Origin of the sequence: Klebsiella sp. JB_Kp004 (assembly GCF_040065795.1) — a bacterium.
Lineage (GTDB): Bacteria > Pseudomonadota > Gammaproteobacteria > Enterobacterales > Enterobacteriaceae > Klebsiella > Klebsiella quasipneumoniae.
Genome location: NZ_JBEAKW010000046.1, coordinates 180,190 through 199,210, shown reverse-complemented (window position 1 = coordinate 199,210; position 19,021 = coordinate 180,190). Strand labels below are relative to the sequence as shown.

Genomic DNA, 19,021 nt, shown 5'->3' with positions numbered 1-19,021 from the left:
CAGTAGGCCCGCGCAAGCGCAGCGCCGCCGGGCAAGGACAGCGGGCACGGAGCCGGTTTTGTGCCGGGTGGCGGCTGCGCCTTACCCGGCCTGGAGGGTTCGTGCGACCTGTCCTTGATTTACCCACTTGCGCGACTGAAACTGCCGGGGCTGGCCGGAGCCCGGGGGAACAGGGGGCGGCGGCGACGGGCCGCCGCCTGTGCGCTCCCTGCGCCGTAAGAGACATAACGCAGAGGACTAACCGGCAGCGCAAACTACGCTGAAGCCGCAGATAACATAAAGGACTTCCCGCGGCGAAACCGTTGCACACCGCTTGCAGTCTCAATGGCTCAAGGTTCGGCCAACAGATTCCGCCATTACGCCGGGAAATCCCCCTGCTGGCGCGCCACCAGGGTCAGAATGGAATACAGCGCCACCGCCTGCTGGTGCTGGTTGAAAATCTCCACCGCCCATTCCACCACGCCGGTAGCTTTCTCCTCGGCGCTACGCTGACGTTTAACGGTTTTCCGCTTACAGGTCAGACGCACCTGGATGGTGTCTCCCGGCTTGACCGGTTCAATAAAGCGCAGGTTTTCCATGCCGTAGTTAGCGATAACCGGCCCGACGCCGGCATCGACGAACAGACCGGCCGCCGCGGAGATCAGGAAATAACCGTGGACCACGCGCTCGCCGAAAATCGACTCGGCGGCGGCGATTTTGTCCATGTGGGCGTAGAAATGGTCGCCGCTCAGACAGGCGAAGTTAACGATATCCGCTTCGGTCAGGGTCCGCCGCGGGGTCAGCAAACTGTCGCCGGGCTGGATCTCTTCGAAATATTTGCGGAACGGGTGAATGCGGTCTTCGCTCACCTGGGCGCCGCGCACCCACTGCTGGCCAATGGTCGCCAGCATCGTCGGGCTGCCCTGGACGGCGGTGCGCTGCATATAGTGTTTCACCGAACGCAGTCCGCCGAGCTCTTCGCCGCCGCCGGCGCGGCCGGGACCGCCGTGCACCAGCTGCGGCAGCGGCGAACCGTGGCCGGTTGACTCGACCGAGGACGCCTCGTTCAGTATCTGAATACGGCCATGGGCGCGGGCGGCGCCGAGGATAAACTCGCGCGCCAGTTCGCCGCTGGCGGTGACCAGCGTTCCCGCCAGGCTACCGCCGCCGGCACGAGCCAGCGCCAGGGCATGCTGGCGATCCTGGTAGGGCATCAGGGTCGCCACCGGACCAAAGGCTTCAATGGCGTGAACCGCCGGGGTTTCATCCGGCTGCGCGCAGTAGAGCAGCGTCGGCGGGAAAAAGGCCCCGGCCGCGCTGAGGTCCGCCTGTCCGCCAAGCAGCGCTTCGCAGCCGGCGGCAATCAGTTTATTGACGCTCTCCTGAACGTCCTGACGCTGCTCGTGATTAACCAGCGCCCCCATCTTAATCCCTTCCTGCGCCGGGTCGCCGACGGTCACTTTATGCAGGCGGGCGATCAGCGCATCGCTAACCGCATTGATCTGCGCCAGCGGGACGATGATGCGGCGGATAGCGGTACATTTTTGCCCGGCTTTCGCCGTCATCTCGCGGACCACTTCCCGGATAAACAGCGCGAACTCCGGCTGCTCCGGCGTGACGTCTTCGCCTAACACACAGCAGTTGAGCGAATCCGCTTCCATGGTAAAGGGAATCGATTTGGCCACCAGGTTGGGGTGCGACCGCAGCTGCTGGCCGGTGGCGGCTGAGCCGGTAAAGGTCACCACGTCCTGGCTGTCGAGATGGTCGAGCAGATCGCCCGCGCCGCCGCAAATCAGGCTGATGGCGCCTTCCGGCACCAGGCCGCTGTCGACAATCGCCTTCACCATGGCCTGGGTGAGCTGGGCGGTGGTGGTGGCCGGTTTAACGATCGCCGGCATGCCGGCCAGCCAGGTGGGGGCCAGTTTTTCCAGCATTCCCCAGCAGGGGAAGTTGAAAGCGTTGATATGCACAGCGACGCCTGATTTTGAGGTCAGCACGTGACGCGCGGCAAAACCGCCCTGTTTAGAGAGCGGGATCAACTCGTCTTCCGGCCACAGGATATCGTCCGGCAGTTCGCGACTACCGAGCCCGGCATAGGTGAAAAGGGTGCCGATGCCGCCTTCGATATCCACCCAGCTGTCGGCGCGGGTGGCGCCGGTTTGCGCGGAAATCGCGTAGAACTGGTCTTTCTGCTCCAGCAGATGTTTCGCTACCGCTTTTAACATCGCGCTGCGTTCAATAAAGGTCATGGCTTGCAGAGCCTGACCGCCGCGCTCAATTGCGAAGCGGCGCGCCTGCGCCATATCCAGGCCTTCGCTGGTCACCTCCCACAGCGCCGCGCCGGTGATGGCGTGATGGATAGTACGGGCGCGGCCCCGGCCGGTCTGCCAGGCGCCGGATAAGTAGCTGGCTAATTGCTGCATCGCGAATCTCCAAACATGTTACGTGTAATGTCTATAAATAGTTCTTTTATGAATCATAAAATGCAAGCTCGTATTTAATAAATTATTAACATTGTGATCGCGATGACGTTATGTTTTCGGCCTAATTAACTGTATTTGTTGTGGTTTACAAAAGGTTTTGCGGAGGTTATCACAAAAAGAGCAAACAAAATTTGTGGTTTTCTTTAACCAATATGTAACCTTCAATAAACAAAATGATTCACATAAACGATTATGATGTGAATATCGGAATCATAAAGGTGATGACGTGACAGAAGAACAACGCTTTGACCAGCGCATCGCGCAGGAAACGGCCATCGAACCGCAGGACTGGATGCCGGATGCCTATCGTAAAACCCTGATCCGTCAGATTGGTCAGCATGCGCACTCGGAAATCGTCGGCATGCTGCCGGAAGGCAACTGGATCACCCGGGCGCCCACTCTGCGCCGCAAAGCGATCCTGCTGGCTAAAGTGCAGGATGAGGCCGGCCACGGGCTGTATCTCTATAGCGCCGCGGAAACTCTTGGCTGCGCGCGGGAAGATCTGTATCAGAAGATGCTCGACGGGCAGATGAAATACTCCTCCATTTTTAACTACCCGACGCTGAGCTGGGCCGATATCGGCGTGATCGGCTGGCTGGTCGATGGCGCGGCCATCGTCAACCAGGTGGCGCTGTGCCGGACGTCCTACGGCCCCTATGCCCGGGCGATGGTCAAAATCTGCAAAGAAGAGAGCTTTCACCAGCGCCAGGGATTCGAAGCCTGCATGGCGCTGGCGCAGGGTAATGACGCCCAGCGGCAGATGCTGCAGGACGCCATTAACCGCTTCTGGTGGCCGGCGCTGATGATGTTTGGCCCCAACGACGACAACTCGCCGAACAGCGCCCGCAGCATGACGTGGAAAATCAAACTGCACTCCAACGACGAGCTGCGTCAACGCTTCGTCGACAACACCGTGCCGCAGGTGGAGATCCTCGGCATGACCGTCCCGGACCCGGAGTTGCACTTTGATGAAGCCAGCGGCCACTACCGCTTCGGCGAGATCGACTGGCAGGAGTTTAACGAGGTGATTAGCGGCCGTGGCGTGTGCAACCACGAGCGGCTGGCCGCCAAGCGTAAGGCCTGGGAGGAGGGCGAGTGGGTACGCGAAGCCGCGCTGGCCCATGCGCAAAAACAGCAGGCCCGCAGCGCGGCATAAGGAGAGACAACATGAGCAAAGTTTACTGGCCGTTATATGAAGTGTTCGTTCGCAGCAAACAGGGGCTTTCCCATCGTCACGTCGGCAGCCTGCATGCCGCCGACGATCAAATGGCGCTGGAGAACGCCCGCGACGCCTACACCCGCCGCAGCGAAGGCTGCTCCATTTGGGTGGTGAAGGCCAGCGAAATCGTCGCCTCGCAGCCGGAAGCGCGCGGCGAATTCTTCGACCCGGCGGAAAGCAAAGTCTACCGTCATCCGACCTTCTATACCGTGCCGGACGGCATGGAACACATGTGAGGCGGCGATGAATAACCCCAATCCTGTAGCCGCCTACGCTCTGCGTCTTGGCGACAACGGCCTGGTGCTGGCCCAGCGCTTAGGCGCCTGGTGCGGCCATGCCCCGGAGCTGGAGATCGATCTCGCATTGGCCAACATCGGCCTCGATCTGCTTGGCCAGGCGCGCAACTTTTTGAGCTATGCCGCCGAGCTTAACGGCTGCGGCGACGAAGATACCCTGGCCTTTGGCCGCGATGAGCGCCAGTTCAGCAACCTGCTGCTGGTGGAGCAGCCGAACGGCAATTTTGCCGACACCATCGCCCGCCAGTTCTTTATCGACGTCTGGCACGTCGTCCTGTACAGCCGGCTGGTGAACAGCCGCGACGCGCAGCTGGCGGCCATTGCCGCCAAAGGGCTGAAAGAGGTGCGCTACCACCAGCGCTTCAGCCGCGGCTGGCTGGAGCGTCTTGGTCACGGCACCGAGGTTTCAAATCGCAAAATGCAGCAGGCGGTCGACAATCTGTGGCGCTTCACCGGCGAACTGTTCCTTGCCGATGACCTGGAGCTCAGCCTGGCCGGGCAGGGCATTGCGGTTGATCCGCGCGAGCTTCAGGCCGAATGGCAAAGCACCGTGCATACCGCGCTGCTTGACTCAGGCTTACCGGTCCCGCAGGAAGCGGCCTTTCGCAGCGGCGGCAAACAGGGGCTGCACAGTGAACATCTCGGCCCGCTGCTGGCGGAGATGCAATATCTGCAGCGTTCCCATCCCGGCCTGCAGTGGTAAGGGAGGGGACGATGCAACGTTTAGATGACATCGCTCCCGCCGAGGTGCGCGCCATCTGGGGAGTGTTAAGCGCGATCCCGGACCCGGAAGTGCCGGTACTCACCATCACCGACCTCGGCATGGTGCGCAGCGTCGCGCGGCACGGCGACGGCTGGGTGATTGGCTTTACCCCGACTTATTCAGGGTGCCCGGCGACGGAGCATCTGCTGAGCGAGATCCGCGCGGTGATGAGCGAGCATGGTTATCTGCCGGTCCACATCGTCCTGCAGCTGGACCCGCCGTGGACCACCGACTGGATGAGCCAGGAGGCCCGCGAGCGCCTGCGCCAGTACGGCATCAGCCCGCCGCAGGGGCACGCCTGCCACGCGGAAATGCCCGCCGAGGTGAGCTGTCCGCGCTGCGGCAGCACCCGCACCTCGCTGATTAGCGAATTCGGTTCCACGGCCTGCAAAGCGCTCTATCGCTGCGACAGCTGCCGGGAACCCTTTGATTACTTTAAATGTATTTGAGGTTGCCATGACGACGTTCCATGCGCTTAAGGTCGCGAGAGTCGAGCCGGAAACCCGCGATGCGGTGACCATTACGTTTGCGATTCCGCAAGCCCTGCAGGCGGAGTACAGCTTTCGTCCGGGCCAACATCTGACGCTGAAAGCCCGACTGGGCGGTGAAGAGCTGCGCCGCTGTTACTCCATCTGCCGCAGCCCTACGCCGGGAGAGATCAGCGTCGCGGTCAAAGCCATCGACGGCGGGCGCTTCTCGCGCTTCGCCCAGCACGCTATCCAGCAGGGGATGGAGCTGGAGGTAATGGTGCCGCAGGGGCATTTCGGCTATCAGCCGCAGGCTGAACGGCAGGGCGACTATCTGGCGATCGCCGCCGGCTCCGGGATCACGCCGATGATGGCGATCGTTAGCGCCACCCTGGCCACCGAGCCGCACAGCCGCTTCACGCTGATCTACGGCAACCGCAGCAGCCACAGCATGATGTTCCGCCAGGCGCTGGCCGATTTAAAAGACCGCTATCCGCAGCGCCTGCAGGTGGTGCATCTGTTCAGCCAGGAGTCGATGGACAGCGATCTGCTGCAGGGGCGCATCGATGGCGACAAACTGCGCCAGCTCGCGGACCATCTGCTGGATTTCAGCCGTTTCGACGAGGCCTTTATCTGCGGCCCGGCGACGATGATGGATGAGGCGGAAACGACCTTGCGCGAGCTCGGCGTGCCGGAGCACGCCATTCATCTCGAACGCTTCAATACGCCGGGCGGCAGCGTTAAGCGCGCCGCCGGGGTGCAGGCGGAAGGGCGCACGGTAACCATCCGCCAGGACGGGCGCGATCGGCTCATCGCCCTCAGCGCCGAAGACGACAGCATTCTGGATGCCGCATTGCGCCAGGGGGCAGACCTGCCGTTTGCCTGCAAGGGCGGGGTGTGCGCCACCTGTAAATGCAAAGTGCTGCGCGGCGAAGTGGCGATGGCCGCCAACTATAGCCTCGAAGCGGATGAGCTGGCGGCGGGTTACGTGCTGAGCTGCCAGGCGCTGCCCACCAGCGGCGACGTGGTGGTCGACTTTGACGCGCGGGGGATGGCATGAGCGAGCTGATGATCCACCGCCATGGCCGGGTGCTGCAGCTGACGCTAAACCGTCCGCAGGCCCGCAACGCGCTGAACAATGCCTTATTAACCCGGATTGCCGAGGCGCTGGAGGCTGCGGCCGCTGATGACCACGTCAGCGTCTGCGTCATCAGCGGCAATCCGCGCTTCTTTGCCGCCGGAGCCGACCTGAACGAGATGGCGGAGAAAGATCTCCCGGCGACCCTGGATGATATCCGCCCGCGGCTGTGGGCGCGTATCGATGCCTTCCCCAAACCGCTGATCGCCTCGGTCAACGGTTACGCCCTCGGCGCGGGCTGCGAGCTGGCCCTGCTGTGCGACCTGATTGTCGCCGGGGACAACGCCCGCTTTGGCCTGCCGGAAATTACCCTCGGCATCATGCCGGGCGCTGGCGGCACCCAGCGGCTGATCCGCAGCGTTGGCAAGGCGCTGGCCAGCCGGATGGTGCTGAGCGGCGAGAGTATTGACGCCCGTCAGGCGCAGCAGGCCGGACTGGTAAGCGATATCCATCCGGCGGCGTTAACCGATGAATATGCCCTGCAACTGGCGACCACCATCGCCCGCCACGCGCCGTTGGCGCTCCGGGCGGCGAAACAGTCGCTGCGCCTGTCGCAGGAGGTGAGCCTGCAGGCCGGTCTCCAGCAGGAGCGCCAGCTGTTCACCCTGCTGAGCGCCACCGAAGACCGCCGCGAAGGCATCGACGCCTTCTTACAAAAACGTACCCCGGACTTTAAAGGACGCTAATCGTGGAAGCTTTCATTCTCAGCGCAGTGGAACAGGGCGTCATGACCATTACCCTCAATCGCCCGGACCGCCTCAACAGTTTTAACGACCTGATGCATCAACAGCTGACGGAATGCCTGAAGCAGGCCGAGCGCGACGACGGCGTGCGTTGCCTGCTGATCACCGGCGCCGGCCGTGGCTTTTGCGCCGGCCAGGATTTGAACGACCGCAACGTCGACCCCAGCGGCCCGCCGCCGGATCTCGGCCTGTCGGTGGAACGCTTTTACAACCCCTTAGTGCGTCGTCTGGCGGCGCTGCCGAAACCGGTGATTTGCGCGGTCAACGGCGTAGCCGCTGGCGCAGGGGCCACCCTGGCGCTGGGCTGCGATATCGTGCTGGCCGCGCGTTCGGCCAAGTTTGTGATGGCCTTCAGCAAGCTCGGGCTGGTGCCGGACTGCGGCGGCAGCTGGTTCCTGCCGCGGGTGGCCGGCCGCGCGCGCGCCATGGGGCTGGCGCTGCTGGGCGATAGCCTCAGCGCGGAACAGGCCGCGCAGTGGGGGATGATCTGGCAACTGGTGGATGATGCCGAACTGGCGGACACCAGTCTGCAGCTGGCGCGCCATCTGGCGGCTCAGCCGACGTTGGGTCTTGGGTTGATTAAAAAGGCGCTGCTGGCGGCGGAAACCAACGGTCTCGACGCGCAGCTGGACCTGGAGCGCGATTATCAACGCCTCGCCGGGCGCAGCGATGATTATCGCGAAGGGGTCAGCGCATTTCTGGCCAAACGGCCACCACAGTTCAGCGGGAAATAGATGATGACGACATCCATAGCCAACGTGGCGGTGATCGGCAGCGGCACCATGGGGGCCGGCATCGCCGAAGTGGCGGCTGCCGCCGGGCATCCGGTGCTGATTTACGACATCGATCATCAGGCCATCGCCCGGGCGATCGAGGGTATTGCCAGGCGGCTCGCCTCACGGGTCGAGCGCGGCAAACTGGCGTCAGAGCAGGCCGACGCGCTGCTGGCACGCCTGCATCCGGCCCACGATTTAGCCGCGCTGGCCGACGCAGATTTAGTGATCGAAGCGGCCTCTGAACGCCTGGAGGTAAAAACGGCGCTGTTCGCGCAGCTGGCGGCGATCTGCGCGCCGTCAACGTTGCTCACCAGCAACACCTCGTCGATTTCGATTACCGCCATCGCCGCCGGAGTGAAGCATCCCGAACGCGTCGCCGGGCTGCACTTCTTTAATCCGGCGCCGGTCATGAAGCTGGTGGAGGTCGTCAGCGGCCTGGCGACGTCTGCGGAAGTGGTGGAGCAGCTGTGCCAGTGCGTGAGCGGCTGGGGGAAGCGGCCGGTGCGCTGCCGCTCGACGCCCGGCTTTATCGTTAATCGCGTGGCGCGTCCATTCTACGCCGAAGCCTGGCGGGCGCTGGAGGAGCAGGTGGCCGCCCCGGAGGTTATCGATGCCGCTTTACGTGACGGCGGCGGTTTCCCGATGGGGCCCCTGGCGCTGACGGACCTGATTGGCCAGGACGTCAACTTCGCCGTGACCTGCTCGGTATTTAACGCTTTCTGGCAGGACCGCCGCTACCTGCCATCGCTACTCCAGCAAGAGCTGGCGCTGGCCGGGCGGCTGGGCAAAAAGAGCGGCCATGGCGTCTATCGCTGGCCTGCGGAAGTCAGGACGGCGGCGGCGCTGCCGCCGGTTGCCCATGGCGCCCAATCCGTCATCACTATAAGTGACAGCGTCACCGAGCTGGACGAGCTGCTGTTGCTTGAGACCGAAGGCGAGACTGCCCTGGCGCTGAGCGTTAAGCATCGCCGTCCGGTGGTGGTGTATGACCTGTGCGCCAGCGATACGGTAGTGCTGGCCGCAGCGGCGACCAACGCGCCGGCGGCGACGGACAAAGCGGTGCACTACTTCCAGCAGCAGGGCAAGAACGTGCTGCGTATTGCCGATTATCCCGGCCTGCTGGTGTGGCGCACGGTGGCGATGCTGATTAACGAAGCGCTGGATGCACTACAGAAAGGGGTGGCCAGCGCACAGGATATCGATACCGCCATGCGTCTGGGCGTCAACTACCCGCAGGGCCCGCTGGCGTGGGGGGACAGCCTCGGCTGGCGCCGCGTGCTGCGCCTGCTGGAGAACCTGCACCATCATTATGGCGAGGAGCGCTATCGCCCCGGCTCCCTGTTGCGCCAGAAGGCGCTGATGGAGAAGCATCATGAGCAATGACGCCTGGCGCAACGCGCGCGCGATGTATGAAAAAGATACCTGCGCCAGAACGATGGGGATCGAACTCATCGAAATGGACGACGGTTTTGCGCAGATGACCATGACCGTCTCGCCGGACATGCTTAACGGCCATCAAACCTGCCACGGCGGTCAGCTATTTACCCTTGCCGATACCGCTTTCGCCTACGCCTGTAACAGCCAGGGGCTGGCGGCGGTGGCTTCGGCGGCCAGCATTGATTTTCTCCGCCCGGCGTTTGCCGGCGACCGGCTGGTCGCCACCGCCAGAGTCAAACAGCAGGGCAAGCTGACCGGGGTCTACGACATTGAAATTGTTAATCAACAGCAAAAAATTGTGGCCCTGTTTCGCGGCAAATCGCACCGCATCGGCGGCACAATCACAGGAGAAGTGTAATGCGCGAGGCCTTTATTTGTGACGGGATCCGCACGCCGATTGGCCGCTACGGCGGCGCGCTGGCCAGCGTGCGCGCCGACGACCTGGCGGCGATCCCGCTGCGTGCGCTGCTGAGCCGCAACCCCAGGCTTGACCCGACCGCGATCGATGATGTGATTTACGGCTGCGCGAATCAGGCGGGCGAAGATAACCGTAATGTGGCGCATATGGCGACGCTGCTGGCCGGCTACCCGCATACGGTGCCGGGAACCACCCTCAACCGCCTGTGCGGCTCCGGGCTGGACGCCGTCGGTTTTGCCGCCCGGGCGATCAAAGCCGGCGATGCCGATCTGCTGATCGCCGGCGGCGTGGAGTCGATGTCGCGCGCGCCGTTTGTGATGGGGAAGGCCAGCGCGCCGTATCAGCGTCAGGCGGAGCTGTTCGACACCACCATTGGCTGGCGTTTTGTGAACCCGCTCATGGCGCAACACTTCAGAACTGACAGCATGCCGGAAACCGCCGAGAATGTAGCCGAATTGTTAAATATCAGCCGCGCCGATCAGGATGCTTTCGCCTGGCGCAGCCAGCAGCGCACGGCGCAGGCCCAGCGCGACGGCATTCTGGCGCAGGAGATCGTGCCGGTGCAGGTTGTCGGCCGGAAAGGGGCGCTTAGCGACGTGCGCGAGGACGAGCATCCGCGACCGGAAACCACGCTTGAGCAGCTGGCGCAACTGAAAGCGCCGTTCCGTCAAGGCGGCGTCATTACCGCGGGCAATGCTTCCGGCGTCAACGACGGCGCCGCGGCGCTGATCATCGCCAGCGAACAGCAGGCCGCTAGCCAGGGGCTCACGCCGCGGGCGCGGATCGTGGCGATGGCGACGGCGGGCGTCGAGCCGCGCCTGATGGGGCTGGGGCCGGTACCGGCGGTGCGTAAAGTGCTGGAGCGGGCGGGGCTCAATATTAACGATATGGATCTGATTGAGCTGAATGAGGCCTTCGCCGCCCAGGCGCTGGGGGTGCTCAGACAGCTTGGCGTGCCGGACGATGCGGCGCATGTGAATCCCAACGGCGGCGCCATCGCTTTAGGCCATCCGCTGGGCATGAGCGGCGCGCGTCTGGCGCTGAGCGCCAGCCTTGAGCTGCAGCGCCGCGGCGGGCGCTATGCGTTGTGTACGATGTGTATTGGCGTGGGTCAGGGCATCGCCATGATCCTCGAGCGAGTGTGAGCTAATTTACCTGCGAGTACCCTACAATGATAACTACTACAAAATTAGATCCGATTGAAACCGCCTCGCGTGATGAGCTGCAGGCCCTGCAAACCCAGCGTCTGAAGTGGACGCTGAATCATGCCTATAACAATGTGCCAATGTATCGTCGTAAATTCGACGCCGCAGGCGTGCACCCTGACGACTTCCGCGAACTGAGCGACCTGACCAAATTCCCGTGCACCACCAAACAGGATCTGCGCGACAACTATCCCTTCGATACCTTCGCGGTGCCGATGGAGCAGGTGGTGCGCATTCATGCCTCATCCGGCACCACCGGCAAACCGACGGTGGTGGGTTATACGCAAAACGATATTGATAACTGGGCCAATATCGTCGCCCGTTCGCTGCGCGCCGCCGGCGGCACGGCGAAAGATAAAATTCACGTCGCCTACGGCTACGGCCTGTTTACCGGCGGCCTTGGCGCGCACTACGGCGCGGAACGCTTAGGCGCGACGGTGATCCCGATGTCCGGTGGACAGACCGAAAAACAGGCGCAGCTGATCCGCGATTTCCAGCCGGATATGATCATGGTGACGCCCTCATACTGTCTGAATCTGATTGAAGAGCTGGAGCGCCAGATGGCCGGCGATGCCCGCGGCTGTTCATTACGCGTCGGCGTCTTTGGCGCCGAGCCGTGGACCCTGGCGATGCGCGCGGAGATCGAGCGCCGGCTGGGGATCACCGCCCTGGATATTTACGGTCTGTCAGAGGTGATGGGCCCGGGGGTGGCGATGGAGTGTCTGGAAACCGTTGACGGCCCGACCATCTGGGAAGACCACTTCTTCCCGGAAATCGTTAACCCGGACGACGGCACGCCGCTGGCCGATGGCGAACACGGCGAACTGCTGTTCACCACGCTGACCAAAGAGGCGCTGCCGGTGATCCGCTACCGTACCCGCGATCTGACGCGCCTGCTGCCGGGCACCGCGCGCACCATGCGCCGTATGGACCGCATCAGCGGACGCAGCGACGATATGCTGATCATCCGCGGGGTTAACGTCTTCCCGTCGCAGCTGGAAGAAGAGATCCTTAAGTTTGAACACCTGGCGCCGCACTACCAGCTGGAGGTGAATCGCCGCGGCCATCTCGATTCGCTGGCGGTGCGCGTGGAGCTGAAAGAGAGCGGGCTGGCCCTGAGTCACGAACAGCGCTGCCAGATTTGTCACCAGCTGCGCCACCGCATTAAGTCGATGGTCGGGATCTCCACCGATATCACCATCGTCAACTGCGGCAGCATTCCACGCTCTGAAGGCAAAGCCTGTCGCGTATTCGACCTGCGTAAAGCGGTGGTCAGCGGTTAATTCTCTCCCCGATAACCCGGCTGAGGCCTTTACGCCGTAGGCCGGGAATTTCCTGTGCTATGATTCATAAAGGAAAAATATAACAACAGAATGAATCAGATGAGCAAACTCGACGCCTTTATTCAACAAGCGGTGACGGCGACGCCGATCAGCGGCACGTCATTAATCGCCTCGCTGTATGGCGACGCCTTATTACAACGCGGTGGGGAAGTGTGGCTGGGCAGCGTCGCGGCGCTGCTGGAAGGATTAGGCTTCGGCGAGCGTTTCGTCCGCACCGCGCTGTTTCGCCTCAATAAAGAGGAGTGGCTCGATGTCGTCCGTATCGGCCGCCGCAGCTTCTATCGTCTGAGCGACAAAGGGCTGCGCCTGACCCGACGCGCGGAACATAAAATTTATCGCGCGAACGCTCCGGAATGGGACGGCACCTGGCTGCTGCTGCTTTCGGAAGGCCTGGAGAAAAATGTGCTGGCCGACGTCAAAAAGCAGCTGCTGTGGCAGGGGTTTGGCGCGCTGGCGCCGAGCCTGTTAGCCTCGCCGTCGCAAAAGCTGGCGGATGTCCAGTCGCTGCTCCATGAAGCGGGGGTCGCCGAAAACGTCATCTGTTTTGAAGCTCACTCGCCGCTGGCGCTCTCCCGGGCGGCGCTGCGCAGCCGGGTGGAGGAGTGCTGGCATCTCACCGAACAAAACGAGATGTATGAGGCCTTTATCTCGTTATTCCGGCCGTTACTGCCGCTGCTGCGCGATTGCGACCCCGCGGAGTTAACGCCGGAACGCAGCTTTCAGATCCAGCTCCTGCTGATTCATTTCTATCGCCGGGTGGTGCTCAAAGATCCGCTGCTGCCGGAAGAGCTGCTGCCGGCGCACTGGGCGGGGCAAACCGCCCGCCAGCTGTGTATCAATATTTACCAACGGGTGAGTCCCGGCGCGCTGGCGTTCGTCAGCGAGAAAGGTGAAAGCTCGGTCGGCGAGCTTCCCGCGCCGGGCCCGCTCTATTATCAGCGCTTTGGCGGTTTGCCGGGCGCATAAGGAGGTTGCATGCCGATTTATCAGATTGATGGACTGACCCCGGTGGTGCCGGAGGAGAGTTACGTCCACCCGACCGCGGTGTTGATTGGCGACGTGATCCTCGGCAAAGGGGTCTATGTTGGGCCCAACGCCAGCCTGCGCGGCGATTTTGGCCGCATCGTGGTCAAAGACGGGGCCAATATTCAGGACAACTGCGTGATGCACGGCTTCCCCGGCCAGGATACGGTGGTGGAAGAGGACGGACATATCGGCCACGGCGCTATTCTGCACGGCTGCGTGATTGGCCGCAACGCGCTGGTGGGGATGAGCGCGGTGATTATCGACGGGGCGACCATCGGCGAAAACAGCATTGTCGGCGCCTCGGCCTTTGTCAAAGCCAACGCTGAGATGCCCGCCAACCATCTGATCATCGGCAGCCCGGCAAAAGCGATTCGCGTCCTGAGCGAACAGGAGCTGGCGTGGAAAAAGCATGGCACCCGTGAATACCAGGTGCTGGTGGAACGCTGTAAGCAGACGCTGCATCAGGTTGAGCCATTACGGGAAGTGGAAGAGGGGCGTAAGCGGCTTGAATTTGATGAAAACCTGCGGCCAAAATCCTCAACCTGAGGGGGAAATATATGGCAGAGAAATTATCCGCTCACTGTCACTGCGGTGCGGTGGCGTTTACCGTTGAACTCAGCGACGGCTTCAATACCGCTCGGCGCTGTAACTGCTCATATTGTCGAATGCGCGGGGCGGTCGCGGTCTCTTCGCCGCGTTCAGGCATAGAGGTGGTACGCGGAAGGGATAAGCTCACCGAGTATCGCTTTAATACAGGTGAAGCCGTGCACTTTTTCTGCTCGGTATGCGGGATCTACACCTTTCATCAACGGCGTTCAAACCCACAGGAGTATGGGGTGAATGTGGCCTGCATTGACGGCGTTTCGCCTTTCGATTTTTCCTGCGTGGAGGTCAACGACGGGGTGAATCATCCAAACGATGGCGGCGGAGGCGTGGTGGGGTATTTGCGCTACGAGAAAAAGTAAAACACTCCTCCCGCAGGAAGCGAGAGGAGTGAAATATTAGGCTGCAACCACGCTGTCGATGGCCGCTTTCGCGTCAGACTGCGCTTTGGCCGCGACTTCCGGGCCGTAAGCGATACCTTCGGCGAACACGAAGTTCACGTCGGTGATGCCGATAAAGCCGAGGAAGGTGGACAGGTACGGGGTGACCAGGTCGGTCGGGGTATCTTTATGGATACCGCCGCGGCTGGTCACGACGACCGCGCGTTTACCGGTCACCAGACCTTCCGGCCCTTTCTCGGTGTAGCGGAAGGTCACGCCGGCGCGAGCCACCAGGTCAAAATAGTTTTTCAACTGCGTCGGAATGTTGAAGTTGTACATCGGCGCAGCGATAACAATCACATCATTGCCTTTCAGTTCGGCGATCAGCTCGTCGGAAAGGGCCAGCGCTTCCTGCTGACGCGGCGTCAGCGGCGCGTCGCTCGGACGCAGGGCGCCAACCAGTTCACCATCCAGAACCGGGATCGGATTAGCGGCCAGGTCACGTACGGTGATCTCGTCGCCCGGGTGTTTTTCCTGCCATTGTTCAACAAAATAGTCGGAAAGCTGACCAGATTGTGAGTACCCTGCCAGAATACTGGATTTCAGAACTAATACTTTGCTCATGGGTGTTTCCTTTTTTAATGTGATTGACGGGTCAGTGCCCTGGTGCTTGATGACACTGTATTCACAATCGCGCCACAGAGATAGCGCAATATATCGAATCCTATGTTCAGATTTTTTGAACAAGGCATGGATGACACAGATGTGGTACTCTAAGGCAATACTTCAAAAGAGATTTTCCCGGCAGAGCTCTGCCCGATAACGCTATGACAGAACAACAAAAAATCACCTTCCCCCAGCTTTATCAACAGCTCGACGGCCTGATGCTGCGCGACAAAACGCGCTTTGCCCGCCGTCTGCACGGCGTGAAGAAGGTTAAAAATCCTGAATCGCAACAGGCCATCCTCCAGGAGATGGCGCAGGAGATAAGCCAGGCAGCCGGTAAAGTCCTGCTGCGCGAAGCGGCGCGACCGGCCATCACCTATCCGGAAAACCTGCCGGTTAGCCAGAAAAAACAAGAAATTCTCGAGGCGGTACGCGATCACCAGGTGGTGATTGTCGCCGGGGAGACCGGTTCGGGTAAAACCACCCAGCTGCCAAAAATCTGCATGGAGTTGGGCCGCGGGCTGAAAGGGCTGATCGGCCATACCCAGCCGCGTCGTCTGGCCGCGCGAACCGTCGCCAACCGTATCGCCGAGGAGCTGCAAACGGAGCCGGGCGGTTGTATCGGCTATAAGGTCCGCTTTAGCGATCACGTCAGCGACAACACCATGGTCAAGCTGATGACCGACGGTATTCTGCTGGCGGAGATCCAGCAGGATCGCCTGCTGATGCAGTATGACACCATCATTATCGATGAAGCGCACGAGCGCAGCCTGAACATCGACTTCCTGCTCGGCTACCTGAAAGAGCTGCTGCCGCGCCGTCCTGACCTGAAAATCATCATCACCTCGGCGACCATCGACCCGGAACGTTTCTCAAAGCATTTCAATAATGCGCCGATTATCGAAGTCTCCGGGCGGACTTACCCGGTGGAAGTGCGCTACCGGCCGATAGTGGAAGAGGCGGACGATACCGAGCGCGATCAGCTGCAGGCGATCTTTGATGCCGTCGACGAGCTGGGGCGCGAAGGGCCGGGGGATATTCTGATCTTTATGAGCGGCGAGCGGGAGATTCGCGATACCGCCGATGCGCTGAATAAGCTGGATCTGCGCCATACCGAGGTGCTGCCGCTGTACGCTCGCTTGTCCAACAGCGAGCAGAACCGCGTCTTCCAGCCGCACAGCGGACGGCGCATCGTGCTGGCGACCAACGTGGCGGAAACCTCGCTGACCGTGCCGGGCATCAAGTACGTTATCGATCCCGGTACCGCGCGTATCAGCCGCTACAGCTACCGCACCAAGGTGCAGCGCCTGCCGATCGAGCCGGTTTCCCAGGCCTCCGCCAACCAGCGTAAAGGCCGCTGCGGCCGCGTCTCGGAAGGGATCTGTATTCGTCTTTATTCAGAAGACGATTTCCTGTCGCGCCCGGAATTTACCGACCCGGAAATTCTGCGCACCAACCTGGCGTCGGTCATCCTGCAGATGACCGCCCTGGGCTTAGGCGATATCGCCGCCTTCCCGTTCGTTGAAGCGCCGGATAAGCGCAACATTCAGGACGGCGTGCGCCTGCTGGAAGAGCTGGGCGCGATCACCACCGATGAGCAGGCCACCGCCTATAAGTTAACGCCGATGGGCCGCCAGCTCAGCCAGCTGCCGGTGGACCCGCGCCTGGCGCGGATGGTGCTGGAGGCGCAGAAGCACGGCTGCGTGCGGGAAGCGATGATCATCACCTCCGCGCTGTCGATTCAGGATCCGCGCGAGCGGCCGATGGATAAACAGCAGGCCTCCGACGAGAAGCACCGCCGCTTTCACGATAAAGAGTCTGATTTCCTCGCCTTCGTCAATCTGTGGAACTACCTCGGCGAGCAGCAGAAGGCGCTGTCGTCGAATCAGTTCCGCCGCCAGTGCCGGGTCGATTTTCTGAACTATCTGCGCGTGCGCGAGTGGCAGGATATCTACACCCAGCTGCGCCAGGTGGTGAAAGAGCTTGGCCTGCCGATCAACAGCGAACCGGCGGAATACCGCGAGATCCATACTGCGCTGCTGACCGGTCTGCTGTCGCACATCGGCATGAAGGATGCCGATAAACAGGAGTTTACCGGCGCGCGTAACGCCCGCTTCTCCATCTTCCCGGGGTCCGGTCTGTTTAAAAAGCCGCCGAAGTGGACGATGGTGGCGGAACTGGTGGAAACCAGCCGGCTGTGGGGCCGCATTGCCGCCCGCATTGAGCCGGAGTGGGTGGAGCCGGTCGCGCAGCACCTGATCAAACGCTCATACAGTGAGCCGCACTGGGAGCGGGCGCAGGGCGCGGTGATGGCGACGGAAAAGGTCACCGTCTATGGCCTGCCGATCGTTGGCGCGCGTAAGGTCAACTACAGCCAGATCGACCCGGCGCTGTGCCGCGAGCTGTTTATCCGCCACGCGCTGGTGGAGGGCGACTGGCAAACGCGCCACGCCTTCTTCCGGGAGAACCTGAAGCTGCGGGCGGAAATCGAAGAGCTGGAGCATAAGTCGCGCCGCCGCGACATTCTGGTGGATGACGAGACCCTGTTCGAATTCTACGATCAGCGCATCAGCCACGACGTCATCTCCGCCCGGCATTTTGACGCCTGGTGGAAGCAGGCCAGCCGCGACACCCCGGATCTGCTCAACTTTGAGAAGAGCATGCTGATTAAGGAAGGGGCGGAGCAGGTCAGCAAACTGGACTATCCGAACTTCTGGCACCAGGGCAATCTGAAGCTGCGTCTGACCTATCAGTTCGAGCCGGGCGCCGACGCCGACGGCGTGACGGTGCATATTCCGCTGCCGCTGCTTAATCAGGTGGAGGAGGCCGGGTTTGAATGGCAGATCCCCGGTCTGCGCCGGGAGCTGATTATCGCCCTGATAAAATCGCTGCCGAAGCCGGTGCGGCGCAATTTCGTCCCGGCGCCCAATTATGCGGAAGCGTTTCTTGGCCGGGCGACGCCGCTGGAGCTGCCGCTGCTCGACTCCCTCGAGCGCGAACTGCGTAAAATGACCGGCGTGACCATCGACCGCGAAGCCTGGCAGTGGGATCAGGTGCCCGATCACCTGAAAATCACTTTCCGGGTGGTGGACGACAAAAACAAGAAGCTGCAGGAAGGGCGCTCGCTGCAGGCGCTGAAAGAGGCGCTGAAGGGCAAAGTTCAGGAGACGCTGTCGGCAGTCGCTGATGACGGCATCGAGCAGAGCGGGCTGCATATCTGGAGCTTTGGCACCCTGGCGGAGAGTTACGAACAGAAGCGCGGCAACTATAAGGTGAAAGCCTGGCCGGCGCTGGTGGACGAGCGCGACAGCGTGGCGATCAAGCTGTTTGATAATCCACAGGAACAGCAGCAGGCCATGTGGCGCGGTCTGCGTCGCCTGCTGCTGCTTAACATTCCGTCGCCGATTAAGTATCTGCACGAGAAGCTGCCGAACAAAGCCAAGCTCGGGCTCTATTTTAACCCGTACGGCAAAGTGCTGGATCTGATTGACGACTGCATCTCCTGCGGCGTTGATAAGCTTATCGACGAGGCGGGCGGGCCGGTGTGGACGGAAGAGGGCTTTAGCCAGCTGCATGATAAAGTTCGCGCCGAGCTCAACGAGACGGTCGTGGAGATCGCCAAACAGGTCGAGCAGATCCTCACCGCGGTGTTCAATATCAACAAACGGCTGAAAGGCCGGGTGGATATGACCATGGCGCTGGGGCTGTCGGACATCAAAGCGCAGATGGCAGGGCTGGTTTACCGCGGCTTTGTCACCGGCAACGGCTTCCGTCGTCTTGGCGATACGCTGCGCTATCTGCAGGCGATTGAAAAGCGTCTGGAGAAGATGGCTATCGATCCGCACCGCGACCGCGCGCAGATGCTGAAAATCGAGAGCGTGCAGCAGGCGTGGCAGCAGTGGCTGAATAAGCTGCCGCCGAACCGCCGTGAGGACGACGATGTCCGGGAGATCCGCTGGATGATCGAGGAACTGCGGGTGAGCTTCTTCGCCCAGCAGCTGGGGACCCCGTACCCCATCTCGGACAAACGCGTGCTGCAGGCGATGGAGCAGATTACGCCGTAACCTGGCCGGTTGTCC

17 protein-coding genes are annotated in these 19,021 nt (G+C 61.7%); 15 read left to right on the top strand and 2 right to left on the bottom strand.

The annotated features are described in order from the left end of the window. Window positions 1–356: 356 nt before the first annotated feature. On the bottom strand, window positions 357–2,402 hold the full coding sequence (gene paaZ / locus ABLX76_RS21255) for a phenylacetic acid degradation bifunctional protein PaaZ (RefSeq protein ID WP_348875262.1): 2,046 nt from the start codon (window positions 2,400–2,402) through the stop codon (window positions 357–359). A gap of 286 nt (window positions 2,403–2,688) precedes the next feature. Here paaZ and paaA point away from each other — a divergent pair, with 286 nt between their 5' ends. From paaA to ABLX76_RS21185, 14 genes are all read left to right on the top strand, one after another. Continuing rightward, window positions 2,689–3,618 (top strand): 1,2-phenylacetyl-CoA epoxidase subunit PaaA, encoded by a 930-nt coding sequence (gene paaA / locus ABLX76_RS21250; protein ID WP_218810132.1) that lies wholly within the window; start codon window positions 2,689–2,691, stop codon window positions 3,616–3,618. 11 nt (window positions 3,619–3,629) lie between these two features. After that, complete coding sequence (gene paaB, locus ABLX76_RS21245; protein WP_023289451.1) at window positions 3,630–3,917, top strand: 1,2-phenylacetyl-CoA epoxidase subunit PaaB; 288 nt, start codon at window positions 3,630–3,632, stop codon at window positions 3,915–3,917. A 7-nt stretch (window positions 3,918–3,924) separates the two neighbouring features. Next, window positions 3,925–4,680 (top strand): 1,2-phenylacetyl-CoA epoxidase subunit PaaC, encoded by a 756-nt coding sequence (gene paaC / locus ABLX76_RS21240; protein ID WP_348875260.1) that lies wholly within the window; start codon window positions 3,925–3,927, stop codon window positions 4,678–4,680. An 11-nt stretch (window positions 4,681–4,691) separates the two neighbouring features. Then, window positions 4,692–5,189 (top strand): 1,2-phenylacetyl-CoA epoxidase subunit PaaD, encoded by a 498-nt coding sequence (gene paaD, locus ABLX76_RS21235; protein ID WP_023289453.1) that lies wholly within the window; start codon window positions 4,692–4,694, stop codon window positions 5,187–5,189. 7 nt (window positions 5,190–5,196) lie between these two features. After that, window positions 5,197–6,267 (top strand): 1,2-phenylacetyl-CoA epoxidase subunit PaaE, encoded by a 1,071-nt coding sequence (gene paaE, locus ABLX76_RS21230; RefSeq protein WP_241516101.1) that lies wholly within the window; start codon window positions 5,197–5,199, stop codon window positions 6,265–6,267. Continuing rightward, window positions 6,264–7,031, top strand: a complete 768-nt coding sequence (gene paaF / locus ABLX76_RS21225) for a 2,3-dehydroadipyl-CoA hydratase PaaF (protein WP_241516100.1) — start codon at window positions 6,264–6,266, stop codon at window positions 7,029–7,031. The genes paaE and paaF overlap by 4 nt, the downstream gene beginning before the upstream one ends. Before the next feature lie 2 nt (window positions 7,032–7,033). Next, window positions 7,034–7,822, top strand: coding sequence for a 2-(1,2-epoxy-1,2-dihydrophenyl)acetyl-CoA isomerase PaaG (gene paaG / locus ABLX76_RS21220; RefSeq protein ID WP_218810129.1), 789 nt, complete (start codon window positions 7,034–7,036; stop codon window positions 7,820–7,822). After that, the gene (locus tag ABLX76_RS21215) at window positions 7,823–9,247 is read left to right on the top strand and encodes a 3-hydroxyacyl-CoA dehydrogenase (protein ID WP_072199070.1); all 1,425 of its coding nucleotides are present in this window, start codon (window positions 7,823–7,825) and stop codon (window positions 9,245–9,247) included. After that, complete coding sequence (gene paaI, locus ABLX76_RS21210; protein WP_023289458.1) at window positions 9,237–9,659, top strand: hydroxyphenylacetyl-CoA thioesterase PaaI; 423 nt, start codon at window positions 9,237–9,239, stop codon at window positions 9,657–9,659. The genes ABLX76_RS21215 and paaI overlap by 11 nt, the downstream gene beginning before the upstream one ends. Next, a complete protein-coding gene (gene pcaF, locus ABLX76_RS21205; RefSeq protein ID WP_348875256.1) occupies window positions 9,659–10,864 on the top strand; it encodes a 3-oxoadipyl-CoA thiolase in 1,206 nt (401 codons plus the stop codon). Before paaI ends, pcaF begins: the two co-directional genes overlap by 1 nt. A 26-nt stretch (window positions 10,865–10,890) precedes the next feature. Beyond that, on the top strand, window positions 10,891–12,207 hold the full coding sequence (gene paaK, locus ABLX76_RS21200) for a phenylacetate--CoA ligase PaaK (protein ID WP_023289460.1): 1,317 nt from the start codon (window positions 10,891–10,893) through the stop codon (window positions 12,205–12,207). A 99-nt stretch (window positions 12,208–12,306) separates the two neighbouring features. After that, on the top strand, window positions 12,307–13,233 hold the full coding sequence (gene paaX / locus ABLX76_RS21195; RefSeq protein WP_072199087.1) for a phenylacetic acid degradation operon negative regulatory protein PaaX: 927 nt from the start codon (window positions 12,307–12,309) through the stop codon (window positions 13,231–13,233). Window positions 13,234–13,242: 9 nt separating this feature from the next. Continuing rightward, window positions 13,243–13,839 (top strand): phenylacetic acid degradation protein PaaY, encoded by a 597-nt coding sequence (gene paaY, locus ABLX76_RS21190; RefSeq protein WP_023289462.1) that lies wholly within the window; start codon window positions 13,243–13,245, stop codon window positions 13,837–13,839. 11 nt (window positions 13,840–13,850) lie between these two features. Continuing rightward, window positions 13,851–14,258 (top strand): GFA family protein, encoded by a 408-nt coding sequence (locus ABLX76_RS21185; RefSeq protein WP_023289463.1) that lies wholly within the window; start codon window positions 13,851–13,853, stop codon window positions 14,256–14,258. Window positions 14,259–14,294: 36 nt separating this feature from the next. Here the strand turns inward: ABLX76_RS21185 and azoR are convergent, their stop codons facing one another. Next, window positions 14,295–14,900 carry an FMN-dependent NADH-azoreductase gene (azoR, locus tag ABLX76_RS21180; RefSeq protein ID WP_002902889.1) on the bottom strand — a complete coding sequence of 202 codons (606 nt, stop codon included), beginning with the start codon at window positions 14,898–14,900 and terminating at the stop codon, window positions 14,295–14,297. Between the two features lie 203 nt (window positions 14,901–15,103). Here azoR and hrpA point away from each other — a divergent pair, with 203 nt between their 5' ends. Next, entirely contained in the window at window positions 15,104–19,006 is a 3,903-nt protein-coding gene (gene hrpA, locus ABLX76_RS21175; protein ID WP_348875254.1) for an ATP-dependent RNA helicase HrpA, read from the top strand. Window positions 19,007–19,021 lie beyond the last annotated feature (15 nt).

What these genes read in the sequence shown, in the direction of transcription:
- ABLX76_RS21215 (WP_072199070.1), top strand. Translation starts at nt 7,823, where the DNA reads ATGATGACGACATCCATAGCCAACGTGGCGGTGATCGGCAGCGGCACC.
- paaE (WP_241516101.1), top strand. Translation starts at nt 5,197, where the DNA reads ATGACGACGTTCCATGCGCTTAAGGTCGCGAGAGTCGAGCCGGAAACC.
- paaD (WP_023289453.1), top strand. Translation starts at nt 4,692, where the DNA reads ATGCAACGTTTAGATGACATCGCTCCCGCCGAGGTGCGCGCCATCTGG.
- paaI (WP_023289458.1), top strand. Translation starts at nt 9,237, where the DNA reads ATGAGCAATGACGCCTGGCGCAACGCGCGCGCGATGTATGAAAAAGAT.
- ABLX76_RS21185 (WP_023289463.1), top strand. Translation starts at nt 13,851, where the DNA reads ATGGCAGAGAAATTATCCGCTCACTGTCACTGCGGTGCGGTGGCGTTT.
- paaB (WP_023289451.1), top strand. Translation starts at nt 3,630, where the DNA reads ATGAGCAAAGTTTACTGGCCGTTATATGAAGTGTTCGTTCGCAGCAAA.
- pcaF (WP_348875256.1), top strand. Translation starts at nt 9,659, where the DNA reads ATGCGCGAGGCCTTTATTTGTGACGGGATCCGCACGCCGATTGGCCGC.
- paaK (WP_023289460.1), top strand. Translation starts at nt 10,891, where the DNA reads ATGATAACTACTACAAAATTAGATCCGATTGAAACCGCCTCGCGTGAT.
- paaZ (WP_348875262.1), bottom strand. Translation starts at nt 2,402, where the DNA reads ATGCAGCAATTAGCCAGCTACTTATCCGGCGCCTGGCAGACCGGCCGG.
- paaC (WP_348875260.1), top strand. Translation starts at nt 3,925, where the DNA reads ATGAATAACCCCAATCCTGTAGCCGCCTACGCTCTGCGTCTTGGCGAC.
- hrpA (WP_348875254.1), top strand. Translation starts at nt 15,104, where the DNA reads ATGACAGAACAACAAAAAATCACCTTCCCCCAGCTTTATCAACAGCTC.
- paaX (WP_072199087.1), top strand. Translation starts at nt 12,307, where the DNA reads ATGAGCAAACTCGACGCCTTTATTCAACAAGCGGTGACGGCGACGCCG.
- paaF (WP_241516100.1), top strand. Translation starts at nt 6,264, where the DNA reads ATGAGCGAGCTGATGATCCACCGCCATGGCCGGGTGCTGCAGCTGACG.
- paaY (WP_023289462.1), top strand. Translation starts at nt 13,243, where the DNA reads ATGCCGATTTATCAGATTGATGGACTGACCCCGGTGGTGCCGGAGGAG.
- azoR (WP_002902889.1), bottom strand. Translation starts at nt 14,900, where the DNA reads ATGAGCAAAGTATTAGTTCTGAAATCCAGTATTCTGGCAGGGTACTCA.